General features: G+C 45.7%; 10 protein-coding genes. 6 read left to right on the forward strand and 4 right to left on the reverse strand.

From position 1 onward, the window contains the following. Positions 1-83: 83 nt before the first annotated feature. The 5 genes from J7I42_RS23745 to J7I42_RS23765 all read left to right on the forward strand — a co-directional run bounded on the left by J7I42_RS23745 (position 84) and on the right by J7I42_RS23765 (position 5,573). Positions 84-680, forward strand: coding sequence for an OmpH family outer membrane protein (locus tag J7I42_RS23745; protein ID WP_209141370.1), 597 nt, complete (start codon positions 84-86; stop codon positions 678-680). Between the two features lie 248 nt (positions 681-928). After that, a complete protein-coding gene (locus tag J7I42_RS23750) occupies positions 929-2,383 on the forward strand; it encodes an APC family permease (RefSeq protein WP_209141371.1) in 1,455 nt (484 codons plus the stop codon). A 70-nt stretch (positions 2,384-2,453) separates the two neighbouring features. After that, positions 2,454-3,452 carry a bifunctional heptose 7-phosphate kinase/heptose 1-phosphate adenyltransferase gene (locus tag J7I42_RS23755; protein WP_209141372.1) on the forward strand — a complete coding sequence of 333 codons (999 nt, stop codon included), beginning with the start codon at positions 2,454-2,456 and terminating at the stop codon, positions 3,450-3,452. 84 nt (positions 3,453-3,536) lie between these two features. Next, positions 3,537-4,400, forward strand: coding sequence for a fructosamine kinase family protein (locus J7I42_RS23760; protein WP_209141373.1), 864 nt, complete (start codon positions 3,537-3,539; stop codon positions 4,398-4,400). 258 nt (positions 4,401-4,658) lie between these two features. Further along, a complete protein-coding gene (locus tag J7I42_RS23765) occupies positions 4,659-5,573 on the forward strand; it encodes a ribonuclease Z (RefSeq protein WP_209141374.1) in 915 nt (304 codons plus the stop codon). Between the two features lie 101 nt (positions 5,574-5,674). Here the strand turns inward: J7I42_RS23765 and dapA are convergent, their stop codons facing one another. Both dapA and J7I42_RS23775 read right to left on the reverse strand, forming a co-directional pair. Beyond that, complete coding sequence (gene dapA, locus J7I42_RS23770) at positions 5,675-6,559, reverse strand: 4-hydroxy-tetrahydrodipicolinate synthase (RefSeq protein ID WP_209141375.1); 885 nt, start codon at positions 6,557-6,559, stop codon at positions 5,675-5,677. Positions 6,560-6,752: 193 nt separating this feature from the next. Continuing rightward, positions 6,753-7,730, reverse strand: coding sequence for an acetyl-CoA carboxylase carboxyltransferase subunit alpha (locus J7I42_RS23775; protein ID WP_209141376.1), 978 nt, complete (start codon positions 7,728-7,730; stop codon positions 6,753-6,755). 532 nt (positions 7,731-8,262) lie between these two features. On the opposite strand from J7I42_RS23775, the gene J7I42_RS23780 reads away from it, so the two are divergent. Continuing rightward, on the forward strand, positions 8,263-10,572 hold the full coding sequence (locus J7I42_RS23780; RefSeq protein WP_209141377.1) for a T9SS type A sorting domain-containing protein: 2,310 nt from the start codon (positions 8,263-8,265) through the stop codon (positions 10,570-10,572). A gap of 79 nt (positions 10,573-10,651) precedes the next feature. On the opposite strand, the gene J7I42_RS23785 is transcribed toward J7I42_RS23780, so the two are convergent. Both J7I42_RS23785 and J7I42_RS23790 read right to left on the reverse strand, forming a co-directional pair. Beyond that, positions 10,652-13,711 carry a glycoside hydrolase family 2 protein gene (locus J7I42_RS23785; RefSeq protein ID WP_209141378.1) on the reverse strand — a complete coding sequence of 1,020 codons (3,060 nt, stop codon included), beginning with the start codon at positions 13,709-13,711 and terminating at the stop codon, positions 10,652-10,654. A 146-nt stretch (positions 13,712-13,857) separates the two neighbouring features. Further along, entirely contained in the window at positions 13,858-15,948 is a 2,091-nt protein-coding gene (locus J7I42_RS23790) for a RagB/SusD family nutrient uptake outer membrane protein (RefSeq protein WP_209141379.1), read from the reverse strand. Positions 15,949-15,954: the final 6 nt, after the last annotated feature.

A 15,954-nucleotide genomic window follows, 5' to 3' on the forward strand; every position in this document is an offset into this window, starting at 1 on the left:
TTTTTTATTACAGATAAACCCATTGTTAAAAGTTTTAACAATTCTCTTTACAACCAGATTTATATCTTGCAAAAAAGGCGTACATGAAAAATATTTCTACTATATTATCTATTATTGCTCTTGCGCTCATAGGTGTTCTTTTTTACTTCCAGTTTGCTAAAGGAGGTCAACAGAAAACAGCAGCAGTAAAAAATGATAATAACGATGCTGCCAGCAAATTTTCCGTAGCTTATTTTGATATTGATTCCCTGCAGGAACACTATGAATATTTCAAAGATGTTTCAGGCGATATGAAGAAGAAAGAAAGTGCTATGAATGCTGAATTGAACGACTTAACAAATAAGTACCAACGTACAGTTCGCAAATGGCAGGAGAGGGGTAATAACATTACCCAGGCTGAAATGGAAACCGCCCAGCGGGAAGTTGGCTTGCAACAGCAACAAATTCAACAACGCAAAGGCGAACTGGAGCAGGAAATGCAAAAGCTGCAGGTTGATCGCATGAGCGAACTGCGCAAACAGGTAGAAGAGTTTTTGAAAGATTACAATAAAGACAAGAAATACGCTTACATACTGTCATACGAGCCTGGCTTTATAATTTACTACAAGGATTCCGCTTATAACATTACTGGTGATTTGATCACTGGATTGAACGCTCAGTATAAGGACAAGAAGAAATAGGCCCCCTATGTCAGGGCTACCGCGACCGATGGCAGAGAAAAGCGGGTTCGTGTATAGTTAGCATTAAAAATTAATATAGACGCTTATTGTAAAACAGGGTTTTGCAATAAGCGTTTTCTTTTGCTTATTACTGTGGGTTAATCGTCCCTATTGCCCAAATTGTGGAAATTTGGTATATCTGCTATTCGAATTACTTTCCCTATCTTGAGAGGATTAAAACCTGATTTTCTTAACATTATCTACCTCGTATGGCAGAACACGCTTCATCATTTAAACCATCACTTAGTTTAGTGGACGCTACCATGGTGGTAGCCGGTTCTATGATTGGTTCAGGTATCTTTATCGTTAGCTCGGATATTACCCACAACGTGGGCAGCGCTGGCTGGATAATAGCTGTATGGCTGATCACCGGGTTTATGACCATCACCGCAGCAGTAAGCTATGGTGAACTGAGTGGAATGTATCCTAAAGCGGGTGGCCAGTATGTGTACCTTAAGGAAGCATTTAATCCATTAGCAGGATTCTTATATGGCTGGAGCTTTTTTGCCGTAATACAAACCGCTACCATTGCCGCAGTAGCCGTTGCCTTTAGCCGTTATACGGCATATCTTATTCCCTGGTTTAGCGAAAAGCATATTTTATGGGGATTAGAAAAAGGACTGAATGCAAAAGGGGTAATGGAATACAGCTTTAAGATCAGTTGGGCCCAGGTGCTGGCTATTGCACTCATTCTGTTTCTTACTTACACAAATACCCGCGGTATTAAAGGCGGCAAGATCATACAAACAACGTTCACTACCGCTAAGCTATTATCGCTTTTTGGGTTGATCATATTGGGATTTTTTCTGGTAAAGCAAAGTTTTTGGAATGAGAACTGGCAAACCGGTTGGAATGCCATGCAATGGCAAAAGAATGCACAGGATGTATGGGAACCTTCCAGTTCAATTGGAGGGAGCTTATTGATTGGCGCTATAGCCGCTGCGATGGTTGGTTCCATCTTTAGCAGCGATTCCTGGAACAATGTGACCTTCATAGCCGGTGAAATAAAGAACCCAAAAAGAAATATCGGGTTGAGTCTGTTCCTGGGAACCCTGATTGTTACCATCATTTACGTAACGGCTAATTTGATGTATTTGAATGTATTGCCGTTGACTTCAATCGCTAACCCGGTAGAAGACCGCCTGGCCGTTGAAGCTGCCAATTCTATCTTCAGCACCAATGGCGCTAATGTAATTGCGGTGATGATCATGATCAGCACTTTTGGTTGCAATAATGGATTGATACTGGCCGGCGCCCGGGTATATTATACCATGGCCAAAGACGGACTATTCTTTAAGAAAACCGGCACTTTAAATAAAAACGCAGTACCCGAATTTGCTTTGTGGATCCAGGCTGCCATGGCCGCCCTTTTGTGTTTAAGTGGCAGTTATGGCGATCTGTTGGATATGATTTCCTTTGTAGCGGTACTTTTTTATGCCATCACCATTATAGGCATTTTCATTTTGCGCAAAAAGCGTCCGGATGCGGAGCGCCCTTACAAAGCCTTTGGTTACCCTGTCCTGCCCATTATTTATATCATTCTCGCTTTAACATTTAGCGTGTTCCTGATCCAAATGAAACCACTTTACGCCGGTATTGGACTGGGAATTGTTTTAACAGGTGTTCCTTTATACTATATTGCAGTGCGAAATAAAAAGGCATAGTTACAGGTTCCAGGTTACTGGCTTCAGGGACTTGTAACCAGCAACTAGTAACCTGGAACAATTGAATAATATGAGTAAAGTAGATTTCAATAAACTATTTGAAGGTTTTTCTAATATCAAGGCAGGGGTCATAGGGGATGTGATGCTGGATATTTACTGGTGGGGGCATGTAGAAAGGATATCACCCGAAGCACCAGTGCCCGTTGTTGCGCTGGATAAAAAAGAACATAGAATTGGCGGAGCCGGTAATGTGGCTTTGAATCTGGCAGCCCTGGGCGCCCAGGTATCCATTTTATCGGTAATGGGCGATGATGACAACGGCCATATCTTAACCGATCTGTTTAATGAGCACCACATTAATACAAACTGGGTAGCCAAACAGGCATCCCGCATTACCACTGCCAAAACCCGCATTATTAGCCGTAACCAGCAAATGATGCGACTGGATGCGGAAATTACCCGGGACCTGAGCATCGATGATGAAAATGCCCTTCTGGAAAAAGTACGGCAGTATATTGTCAACGAACGGCCACAGGTGATCATTTTTGAAGATTACAACAAAGGGGTTTTAACCGAACGCATAATAAAAGAAGTAACGGCCTTGTGCAAACAACATGGCGTTATTACTACTGTAGATCCTAAACGAAAAAACTTCTTCAGCTACCAGGGCGTGGATATCTTTAAACCTAATTTAAAAGAGGTAAAAGACGGGTTGAACCTGCTGATAGAAGATGTTAACCTGGTTACCCTGAACGATATCCATCATCAGCTACAAAAGAAATTACAACACGCTATTTCATTCATTACACTTTCCGAAAAAGGCGTGTTTTACCAGGAGAACAGCGACTCGAAGATCATTCCTTCCCACTTACGAAATATCGCCGATGTGTCTGGTGCAGGAGACACAGTAATAGCCGTGGCCTCCCTGATATATGCCGCTACCAAACGTATTGACCTGATGGCCGAAGTGGCCAATATTGCGGGAGGATTGGTTTGTGAGGAAGTGGGTACCGCCGCTGTTGATAAGGATAGGTTACTACATGAATGTAAACTGTTGTTGCAAGCATAATACGTTTTCGGCAATCGTGAATCTCCGTCCGACCGGGTAATCCGGGGGGAGGGCAATCGGCAGTAAGACCCTTGTAACAGTGTTATGATAACTGCAGCTGTACAATCCTTCATACAAACATTATTAAATACTACCACCTCCTTACAATTTACTCCGGTAGGAGGTGGTTCTATTAACCACACCTACCGCATTACCGCGGGAAAAGAGACCTTCTTTTGCAAGATCAACCAGTTGTGTACTATACCAGCGTTGTTTGAAACGGAACGACAGGGGCTGGAGCTGCTGGCGCAGCAACAGGTAATACGAATACCGCAGGTTATTGCCAGTGGGCAAAGTGCCGATCATCAGGTATTGATACTGGAATGGATTGATCAGGGGCTACAATCCGATGTCTTCTGGACCCACTTTGGAGAGCAACTGGCCGCTTTACATCATATACAAGGAAAACAGTTTGGGCTGGCGACTGACAACTATATGGGTGCATTGCACCAAAGCAATCAACCTACTGATAGCTGGACCGATTTTTTTATACAACAAAGGATAGCGCCACAGGTAAAACTGGCTATTGACCGTCAATTACTGGAACCGGTACATGTACACCAGTTTGAAAAATTGTATCAGCAATTGGGCAATCTTTTTACACCAGAACCGGCGGTGTTGTTACATGGAGATCTTTGGAGTGGTAATTTTCTGTGTGATGCTTCGGAAAACCCGGTGCTGATAGACCCCGCGGTATATTATGGCCATCGAAGTATTGATATGGCAATGACCTCCCTGTTTGGCGGATTTGACAGCCTTTTTTATGAGAGCTACAACTATCATTACCCCTTGCCTGTTAATTACCGGCAGCAATGGGAGGTATGCAATTTATACCCATTGCTGATTCATTTGAATTTATTTGGCAAAAGCTACCTGGCCGATATTCTGCATACAATCCGGCGGTATTGATTTACGTTATATTTTGGGAATTAAAAGACGTTCCTCTATGTTAAGGCTTCGGCCTGCCGGCGGAATGTGGGCAAAGCGGGTGAGAACCCACCTACGCCATTGCCTCGGTGGGCGAAGGGAAATTGTAAGTATTATGCAATAAGGAGGTAATTTGAGTGCAACAGGTAATGCGGCTATTGCGTAAATTTGTACAATGAAATGCAGCAGAATGACTTATGAGGCCGTCTTAAACAAAACGATCACCCTTTAACGAATTGAATGCTGGCTGTTACAATACTGGGAAATAATTCTGCATTACCGGCCTACGACCGGCATCCCACGTCACAGGTTGTGACGCTGGATGATAGTTTGTTCCTGGTAGATTGTGGCGAGGGTACACAGCAGCAGTTAGTGAAATACCGTATTCGCTGGTCACGTATCAATTATATCTTCATATCGCACCTGCACGGCGATCATTATTTTGGTTTGCCGGGTCTATTGCACAGCATGGGATTGCTGCATCGTGAAAACGACCTGCATTTGTTTGCCCCGGCTCCCTTAAAACAAATACTGGACCTGCAACTGGAGGCCGCTTCCAATCAATTGTCGTATCCATTGCATTTTCACCCACTGGAAAAGGAAGGTGTAATTGTACAGAACGATAAATTCAAAGTAACCTGTTTTGCCACCAAACACCGCATTCCCTGTTGGGGATTCCGGTTTGATCAGGTGCGCGCGCCACGCCGGGTAAACCCTGAAAAGGCAATAGAACATGGGGTACCGGCTGCTTTTTACGACCGCCTGAAGTGGGGGGAAGATTATACTACCAAGCAGGGGGACGTGATCCAGAACGACTGGGTTACCAATCCGGGCACCAAAGCATTGTCCTATGCATACTGTGCCGATACCATTTACGACGAAGAGCTGATCCCACATGTGAAGGAGGTTGATATTTTATACCACGAAACCACCTATCTAAAGGACCTGGAACTTAGGGCTGCCATGCGTTTTCATTCCACTACTACACAGGCTGCCTTCATTGCTAAAAGTGCCAACGTAGGCCGGTTGCTCATTGGACATTTTAGTTCTAAATACGATAAATTGGAACTATTTGAACAGGAGGCAGTTGAGGTATTCCCCAATACCAGTCTGGCATTGGAGGGTGTTACTTTCAGGACCCAGCCTACAAAATGAAAAATGAGAAATGAAAAAGTATAAAACCCTTTCATTTCTCACTAATATTTTAGATCGCAGATTTGTCTTTACTTCTTTATTTCAGATCCCTCTTTTCGCTCTTAATTTGCTTTGAGGAAGGCTTTCACCTGCTCATGCAAACCTTCGCTTAACGACATCATTGGTAAACGCAGATAATTTTCAAGCAGGTTCAGTTCGGTCATAAATGCTTTTACGCCGGCAGGATTGTTCTCTGCAAACATGAGTTCATACGCCTGGATCAGCACATCATTTAAAGATTTAGCTGCTTTGAAATCGCCTTTCAAACACTGGCGCACCATATGGGTGAACTGTTTGGGGAAGGCATTGGCGGCTACGCTGATAACTCCATCCATGCCGCAGGCAATTTGAGGTAATACCAGTGCATCGTCGCCACTTACAACCAGGAAGTTTTCGGGGCGGTCACGCAGGATCTGCATGCATTGTCCCATATCGCCACTGGCTTCTTTTATACCACCGATATTAGCTACTTCATTAGCCAGACGCAGTGTTGTGGCTGCAGTCATATTACGACCAGTACGGCCTGGTACATTGTACAATAGTATAGGTTTGGGCGAAGCGGCGGCCAACGCTTTGTAATGCTGGAAAATGCCTTCCTGTGAAGGTTTGTTGTAATAAGGGCTGGCACTTAAAACAGCGGTAGCTTTATCTAAAGGGAAAGTTTCCAGTTCTTGTATTAACTCAGCAGTATTGTTGCCCCCGATACCAACTACTACCGGAACGCGGTTGTTCACTTTCTCGTAAGTGAAACGAACAATGGCGATCTTTTCTTCTTTGCTGAGGGTGGGTGTTTCGCCGGTGGTGCCGAGTGTTACCACGTATTCAGCGCCGCCATTGATAACGAAATCTATGATTTTGCTTAAAGCATCGAGATCAACATCAGTATTTGACTTGAAGGGGGTGACCAGCGCTACGCCGGTACCATATAATGATTGACGAAGAGACATAAAGTTAAAATTGAGCCCGACGACTATCGGGAACGATTAATTTTTGAATGTTGGTTTTTAAGCTGAACAATGATAAGTATGTACAAGAGCCCCTTCAATCCTTCGACTTTGCTCAGGATGCCCAGGGCCGGGAGCTTTTAACCTTTGATCTCGCTCAGGTCAAATTTTTTAAGTCCAGAGCGGAGTCGAAGGACTAGGCCGGTAATTCGTCCCAGAAGCCCATCTTGTTAAACTTATCGATTCGCTTTCGAACACGCTCTTCAGGGTCCATCTGCTTCAGTTCGTTGATGGTGTTAATGAGGTAAGGTTTTAATAAGCCGGCGGCTTCATCATAATTCCAGTGTGCACCTCCTACAGGTTCTGGAATGATACCATCAATTAATCCAAATCCATACATATAATCGGCAGTGAGTTTTAACTGTTCGGCTGCTTTTTCTTTCTGGTCCCAGCTACGCCAAAGAATGGAGCTACAGCTTTCGGGAGAAATTACGGTGTACCAGGTGTTTTCGAGCATGAACACTTTATCGCCGACGCCAATTCCCATAGCGCCGCCGGAGGCTCCTTCGCCAATGATCACACATACTACTGGTACTTTCAGCCGCATCATTTCATATATATTACGGGCAATGGCCTCGCCCTGTCCCCTTTCTTCCGCTTCAAGGCCTGGGTAGGCACCGGGCGTATCGATCAGGGTTATGATTGGTTTGTCGAATTTCTCAGCCAACTTCATCAGTCGCAGGGCTTTACGATACCCTTCAGGGTTGGCCATACCAAAATTGCGCAATTGACGCGCCTTGGTATTGATACCCTTTTGCTGACCAATGATCATTACAGTTTGACCGTCGAGGTTGGCAAAACCACCCACCATGGCCTTATCATCTTTAACATTCCGGTCGCCAAACAGTTCCACAAAATCGGTGGACAGTTTGGAGATATATTTCATGGTGTACGGACGATCAGGGTGACGGCTCAACTGCACTTTTTGCCAGGGCGTAAGGTTTTGTGTTATAGCCTTACGGGTTTCCAGCACACGCTCTTCCAGTTTCTTAATGGGGTCAGTAAGATCAAGTTTGCTCTTTTCGGCCTTTTGCTTCAAACCTTCTATATCATCAAAAAGATCTTTGATCGGTTTTTCAAAATCCAGGAACTGACGATTTTTATCTTGCGGCATAGGCAGTGATAATAAGCTGTAAAATTAAGGGATGAAGGATTTTTTATGAAAGTTTTCTATAAATGCCCCATTTCACGTTACTAATTGCAAAATCCGGAGATTTTGACAACCAGTGGCTTGCTACGCTTACGTTTACAGAACTCATTGTTAATGAGCACCTATTAACGTATTTCCGGGTAATTTATGATATGCTTTCCGGTTTTTAAAGGTTGCAAATGTAGTGGTAAAACCGGATATTTTGCCCTGAAGCGTCCTGGTAGGGGAGAACTATGTTTTTTATACCCTTTGAAGATGAAAAATTATAATGTGTTTTATGCAGGGGAAAATACAATGGCCTGACATTAACTTTCATGCCTTTTATAAGCTTTAATTGATGGTTGCCATCTCGCTACTTTATAACTATAAGCCGTTAATTTTTGAATACCCGCTCTTACCACAACTTAGTATATTTGTCACCGGTATGATTGTCTAAGACATCCCCTCTCACTCTTCTGCCCTGGAATTGTTTCTTTTACACTTAAAACTTTATTGTATGAAGAAAATTCATTTCTTACTGATTTTCGCATGCCTGTGCGTAACGCTGGCCCGAGCACAAACCAATATTGCTCCATCGGCCACAGCGTCCACTTCTTATGTGTCATCCTGGGAAACCATTACGGCCCTCAACGACGGGTATACCCCGGCCAACTCGAACGACAAAACCCATGGTGCTTATGGAAACTGGAATAACCCCAACTCCCTGCAATGGGTACAGTACGACTGGTCGCAAACGTACACGGTCACTTCAATTCAGGTATATTGGTTCAATGATGGCGGTGGTGTTTTAACACCTACCACCGCATATGCCGAATACTGGAACGGAAGCGCCTGGGTAAACATTGGCAATGTACCCCTTGTTACCAATGCATTCAACACCTTGGCGGTGAACAATATTAATATGAGCCGGTTGCGCGTGACCATGCTCAACCCCACTCAAAGCACCGGGATGCTGGAGTGGCGGGTACTGGGCACCGTTGTTGGCGGCGGTGGTGGCGGGAACGGTGCTGCCTATACCTGGCCTGCTTATTCGCCTACTATCAGTTACAACTTTAAAACCGAATTTCCAAGCTTACCCATACCCACAAACGTATTGAATGATTGTCCGCAGGTAGTGGGTACCCAGTCGTCCAACTGGTGGTGTTTCCGTTGGGGACCGAATAAGAACTCCCTGGTGACCACAGCAGCCATTACTCCCTTATTGGCGCGGCTGAACACTGATTTTGCTTACTTCCGCGATCAAATGGGCTGGCCGCCTGATCTGCGTGCCAAGAACGGATATCGCAGTTCAGTTTATTTATATGGCTCGGGGCTTTGTACTGATAATGCCTCCAATACCGATTTGGGTGGCTGGCAAAGCGCTATCTATTATAATGGCACCAGTTGGCCAATGATCCTGGCTTCCTATTACCCCATTTATAGCTTTGATCCTGCCTGTCCCTACAGCGACCGGGAGTTTCAAAAAGGCGCTATGGTACATGAAGGTATCCATGCCCTGCTGGCCGATTTGCCCGGCGTAAAACAGGCTGCCTGGTTTCATGAAGGCGGGGATGTATGGTTACAACAAACTGCGGATGCACGTAGAAGCAATAACTACAGTTCGCTGGGCGATTTGAGCGGCACTGACTTTATTGCGCCCTTTATGCCCATAGAATGCTACAGTGGTTGGTTACAGGATGGCAGTTTTGGTGGTCCTTCGGCGGAAGGGGTAAATATGTACAATGGCAATCAACAGATCTGTACCTGGCGTACTTATTTGGGTGGTCATCAGTATAGCAGTTCTTTCCCCACTTTCCTGGGTAATGTTTTAGGCGATGGGGCTGTACCCTGGATCTGGCGCTATGCCTCGGGCCGGGTGCTGGAAGGCATTGCCTCTGGTATTGGCGCTACGCAAATGCGCCGACTGATCACCGAGTACCGGGCCAAACAGGCGCTTGTTGATTTTGGTTTATGGAAGAATGCGGTATTGTCATTATTAAATGCGCACTTCGGGCAATCCATTGGCCCAGAATGGCAACCATCCTGGATGAATCCCCCTGTATGGACGGCCACTCCATATGCCAAAACAACCAATAACAGCGGATTGCTTACTCCAGACGCTACCACCTTACCCGGATGGTCAGGTGCCAATCAAATCCCATTAACTGTAAGCGGCAATACCGTTACCGTAAACTTTGAACCCATTGGCGTCAACATGACCTGCCAACTGGTGTATCGCAGCACAACCGGGGTACCGGTGTATAGCCAACCCGTATCAAGCGGGGCCTGTACGTTGAACCTCACTGCAGCACCGGCTAATAATGTTGTGATCGCTGTTATTACCAATACCGATTACGTTTATAGTGGTGAAACTACGCGCAAAGCCCATTATGATTACCGCCTGCGATTGGTAACCGGAGTTACCGGCACCGCAAGTGTAAATACAAAATGGTATAACTCCGCTACGCTGTCATCGGCTCGTGAAGAAACTACCGGAACAGAAAGCACCGTTGGGATTGACTGGTCGAAATACTGTAACCATGATGCTCCGGTTGCCCGTACTGCAGGGCCGTTAAATAACCTGGTCAAAATGCAGGTATATCCCAATCCGGCTCCGCTCAACAACCGGGTAACGCTTGATTTTATTGGGACCGGTAATGAAAAAACAACCATTACTTTATTTACCATGGAAGGCGCCAAAGTGCTGGAAACAAGTACTACTGGTATGCGCTATGTAATAGAATCAAAATTCCTGAGATCGGGGACTTACCTGGTGAAGATCAAAAACTCAAAGACAGATCAAACACAAAAATTGATCGTTCAGTAGCATAGATTATTAAAACAAAGTGGGTCATCTGCTAACTGGCGGATGACCCACTTTTGTTTAGAGAACGGATCAACTTTTGTTAATACTTCAACATATTCAACAACAACTGCTGCCCTACAATATTGGCGCTGTTCTTTTGTGAGTTGTTGAATGTGGCCAGGGAGGCGTTCTCGCCATCGCCTTCGGCTTTCTTTTCCAGCTTTACCTCTTTTATACAGGAGAAGATGTCCAGGGCGCATATAATGATCTTGCCTTTCCCATGCGGGATGATGCTTAATGCGGAATAAACTTCCGGTTTGTGGTCACTTACGCAGCCCACCACACAGTTGCCGGTATTGAGGCGAAGACCCAGGCGGTATTTATTATAGGATGCAAAACACTGGTATTCCCAATTGAATACACAGGCCTGTGGCAGGCCATTCAACAATGTATGTTGTTTGGAGAAATAGTTACCACCATACCAGCTTTTACCCAGTTCTTTTGAACCACGGTACTCGAGTACTTCTTTTTTAGCCAGGTGGTCGGCCCAGTGTTCACTGTTGTTCACTACAACCAGTGTATTGCCATTATTTACCCATTCCAGGATATCGGTTACCAATGGATTACCGGTTTGCTGGGGCTCAAACGCGCCTATCACCAGCACGTTGCCTGCTGGTTTACCACCGCGATAGTTTTTAAACTGGTTCAATCCCATGCTTGTAAAATAATTGTTTAATACGCCGCTGGTGTCGGCCAGCATTACCTCTTGTGGAATGCCAGTGGTATTTAGTTGAACGGCGAAAAGCTCGTCCTGTCCAGTTGCCAATGTAGTGGTGCCGTTAACCAGTTTTGCAGTAATGGCCGTGTAGCCAGGAGCCGGCGCTACGAATGCATTACCGGCTGAGAGTAGTTGTCCGTATACAGCACCGCCTTTTACTTCAACCGGAATGTTCTTATGCCAGGTGGTTGCTCCAATGGCATTGCGTGCAGCAATTTCAAGAGTATAATTACCGGTGATGTTTTTTTCGTTTACCAGATACAAATCGATGGTAGTGGTATCGCCAACGGCCAGCACTTTGTGATTGAGCTTAACGGCCACATATAAAGGCTGGTTGTATTTGGCAATAAGATCAGGATCGCCTTTCAGGTTGCGGTAGTTGTCAACAATACCTGAGTGGTTTTCGAGCTTCATGCTTTCCCAACCGTTCACTGCATATCCGTCGGTGATGTTGTTGATGCGCACGTTCTCAATCACCCGGCCCTGGTAGTAATAGGCCACGTTGCCCATTTTACGGGTGAGGCTGTCTACATTGGGATAGGCTTTGCTGAATCCATTATTTTTTAAGAAAGCATTATAGGCATCGTACCATTTCAGGTAGCTGTCAGATTCCCATCCAATGTCTTTACCTCTTTTTAAGATAGCCTCCCGAATAAGTTGCAAGCGGGGTGGGGTGCCAATGGCGCCTTCTTCGCCCCAATAGTTGATCTCATTTTTGTGATCGGTGTACTTTGCATAGGAGGTGGGGCTTGAATACAGATTGTCGTGGTAAACCCCGGGGCCGCCGGCATGGTGCTGATCGAACCAGCCATAATCATAAAAAGTAGTGTCATAGGGCAGCAGGTGTAGTTTGAATTTAGGATCGGGTTCATTCAGTTTTATATTGCCATTGCAGGAGTTGTAGGTGATAATGCGGGTGTCATCGAGGTAATGCCCTGCCATCATTTCTGCCCGGTCAATAGCCTGGGGTTGGGCACCCCGTTCGTTGTGCATGTTATAAATAACAAGCGATGGATGGCTTCTATCCCGACGTACCATTCGCAGGAACTTTTCGGTGCGGCCGGTGAGGTAAAACAGGGTTTGTTTTTTCTCCAGGTCATTTTTAGGATTGAAGAGATTATCTGGGTATGAGTTACCACCAGGTTCTTCAAAATACAACAACCCGAGCTCATCGGCATAATCGAGCACATTGCGTTGCCCTATGGTGCGATGAAAGTTGAGCATGTTCAGACCCAGCCGTTTGGCATCGAGTATTTGTTTTTTTGCCAGTTCGTTGGAGGGGGTGATGCCATTCCCGGGCCAGAAGCCCCAGGAGATGGAGGTGCGTAATACGATGCGTTTATTGTTTAAATAGAATTGCTGATCGCCGGTCACTTCTTTTATTTCAAACCAACGAAACCCGAATCGCTGAGAAGTATTGTCGGCTGTTCCATTGCTGCCTTCCCAACGCACAGTGGCTGTATACAGGTTCGGACTGTCAACACTCCACAGTTTGGCGGCAGGCAGTTTTACTGTTATGGTTTTGGTTGATTCGCCCGGAGCTAACTGCAGACCGGTGATCGTTTGTTGAAATACAGACTTTTTTTGTGGATTCGCTTCGCGAATGTCAACGACATATTTGCCGTTTACTGTGCTGGTGCTGGTGTTTTGCGCGGTTACCTGTACATCCACTTCGGTGATGGCAGGTTTGTTTTTTACAAAAATATCATCGAAAAAAATGCGATCGGTGGCTACCAGTTTTACGTTGCCGGTAATGCCGCCAAAACCATGTGTGGGTTGGGTGCGGTACACGCCCCACATAAAGTTCTGGCTATCGCGCCAGTCAAAGTTACCATTGGGATCGGTGATGCGGATGGCAATTGCATTAGTGGCACCGGGTTTGGCCGCGTTGGTGATATCAACATCGAACGGGGTGCCGGGGACTACATCGTACCCGCACAATTTTTTGTTTACAAATACCTCAGCGCGAAAGCGGGTGCTTTCAAAATGAAGTACAATACGTTTCCCTTTCATGGCAGGCGGTACTATTATGTTGGTGCTAAACCACGATACGCCAAGGTAATTGCCCGCCAGTCCAAAGTCGTTGCCATTGTGGCCCCAGTAATATTCTTCAACGGTGGCGGGTAAGTGAACGGTGCGGCCATTGGCTGTCTGTAACGCCTGCCAGCCACCAGTGGGTTCATGAATGGGAAGCTGGCTGATATTGACCGGTGGGGTGTACAGCGAATCGTTTTCCCAGGTTGCGGATGTATCAAGCCATAATTTCCAATTGTTTTGTGAGATGTCCATTTCCTGACGGCCTTTTTGTTGTGCGGCTCCTTTGGTAGTTGTAAATAAGAGCGCACCCAGTATCCAAATCGGCACCAATCTTTTGATCAGCATGTATGTACGTTGTTAGTTTGTGGAAATTTTGAAAGGGCAGAAGGCAGAGGGCAGAAGGCAAAAATGAACGGCCCCGACGAAGTCGGGACCGTTCATTTTTGTTTTCATCAAAGATCTGCTTACTCTATTCTCTCTGCTTTTATCGTTTACTTGCCGAAGCCGTAACCGTTTGTCACATTGCCATAGGATTTCGTAATTGATTCCGTTGGAATGGGGAACAAATACCTGGGAGGTACACCTGCTGAATAATAAGCATCAGGATATCCTTTAAAGATACTGGTAGTGTATTGTCCTTCATATTGAACAATGGTACTACCCCAGGGTGTTACTTTATAACCTTGTGTTTTTAGGTCCAATCCCTCAGTAGAAGTAGAGTCGATAAATTTGAACAATCCCTTGATGGCAAGATTGCGGTTGCCAGCGGAAGCGGTATATTGGCTCCAGGCATCTGAATTACCGCGCCAGCTGGGGAAACGCACCGGATAAGTTTGATCTGTTTCCGCTACGGTGTTTTGAGTGGTGAGCATTTTAGTCATACTCAGTGAAGACACGTTCACACTCTTGGTATAAATGTAATAGGGGATTTGATTACCATTAGCGAAGTCGTGATATCTCTTTGTTTTCAGATCGTTCACCATGGCAATCTGCTCATCTCTTAATGCCTTTATCTTTTGAGGCAGCTTACCATTTCTGATCAGATCTTCACGGCGAAAACCTTCACCGGCAAATTCAAGTTTGCGTTCCTGCAGGATGGCTTCTTTCAGGGCATCGCCCGATAAGCTGCTGATATAACTGGTTACTTTAATCGCCTGGTCGGCGGCTGCAAAAGCCCTGTTCCTTACTTTGGTCAGTTCTGTTTTGGCAGCACCTTCATCGCCCAGTTCGGCCTGGGCTTCAGCCATCAACAATATAACATCTGCCATGCGCAACTGAGGCCAGTTGATACCGGATTGGCGTTGTGCCTGTGTGTATGGAGTTGGCATCCGGCTTTCATCCCATTTGTTGAGTGCCAAACCGCCGAGTTGGCGGGAACCAGGAGAAAAATCGATTATTAATTCAGAGCAAAGGCCTGAATTGGCAGTAACGGTTACGGTTACATCCCGGCGCAGGTCTTTGGGGTCGTAATCGCCATAATAGAAGGAGGCGTGCATGCGGCTTTGTCCGTATGCTTTGTTGGGATAGTTGTTGGCACTGGCGCCGTTTGAAGGGCGGCCAAAAGCATAGGGGCGCTCGCTGAACTGCGCCTGGGTTTCTCCTATTTCGAACAACGATTCAGGACTAACAACCAGGTTCATGTTATACTGAAAGTTCATCTGGAACGGATTGTTAAAACCGGCGCCCCGGGTATCGCTGGTGATGAGCGTACAGGTCCCGGCATTGTCCATACAGGCTTTCAGGTCTGTTCTTGCCTGTTCGTAATATTTTTTATAATCAGTACGGCGAACATATTTGGCATCCCATTTTACTGAGCCAAGCTGGGTAAAGGTAACTGAGCCATAATCAAAATCAGTGCGACGCAATGCATAACCACCCGCATACAATGCCATTTTACCGGCAAGGCCATATGCAAAAGTTCTGGAGAACCTTTCGGCGTTGATACCGCCTTCGCCCAGTTTGTACATCAATGGCGCTACTTTTTCCAGGTTGGCAAGTTCGCTATCATATATAAAGTCGCGCGAGGTAAGTTTGGCGGTGTCGGTTTGTTTGGTTGAAGTAATGGTGACCGGTGAATAGGGTACATCGCCAAAGTAACGTATCAGGTTATGATAGGCAAATGCACGGAATACCGCTGCTTCGCCATACATCTGCGTCCAGTCATTGGGCTTATTTTCGTTCACCGCAGCTTTATATTCCTCTTTTTTAGCGATCGCATCCATGATCATATTAGCGCGGTTGGCAACCTTGTACATATTGCCCCATATGCCTAAAGAGCTGGCATAGTCCAAAGAGATCTCGGTAGCATAGAGCCCTTCTGGTACGTGCCGTAACTGGGCATCGTATGCTTCGGGATGTGTTTCTGCATCGGAACCTACTACATCTATATCATAGAACATACCGCCTACGCTGCTGCGCCACAGATCATAACTACCTACCAGGGCGCCAAACGCTTCGCCGGAGGAGGAGAATACGAAGTCGGTATCTTGAGCAGATGGTGACTCCGCCGTAAGCCAGCTTTTTTTACAGGCAACAAGGCCAATCAGCAACAGGCCACTTATTGATAATATTATCCTTTTCATATGAAA

The organism is Niastella soli, assembly GCF_017742245.1.
In the GTDB taxonomy this organism is placed as follows: Bacteria; Bacteroidota; Bacteroidia; order Chitinophagales; family Chitinophagaceae; genus Niastella; species Niastella soli.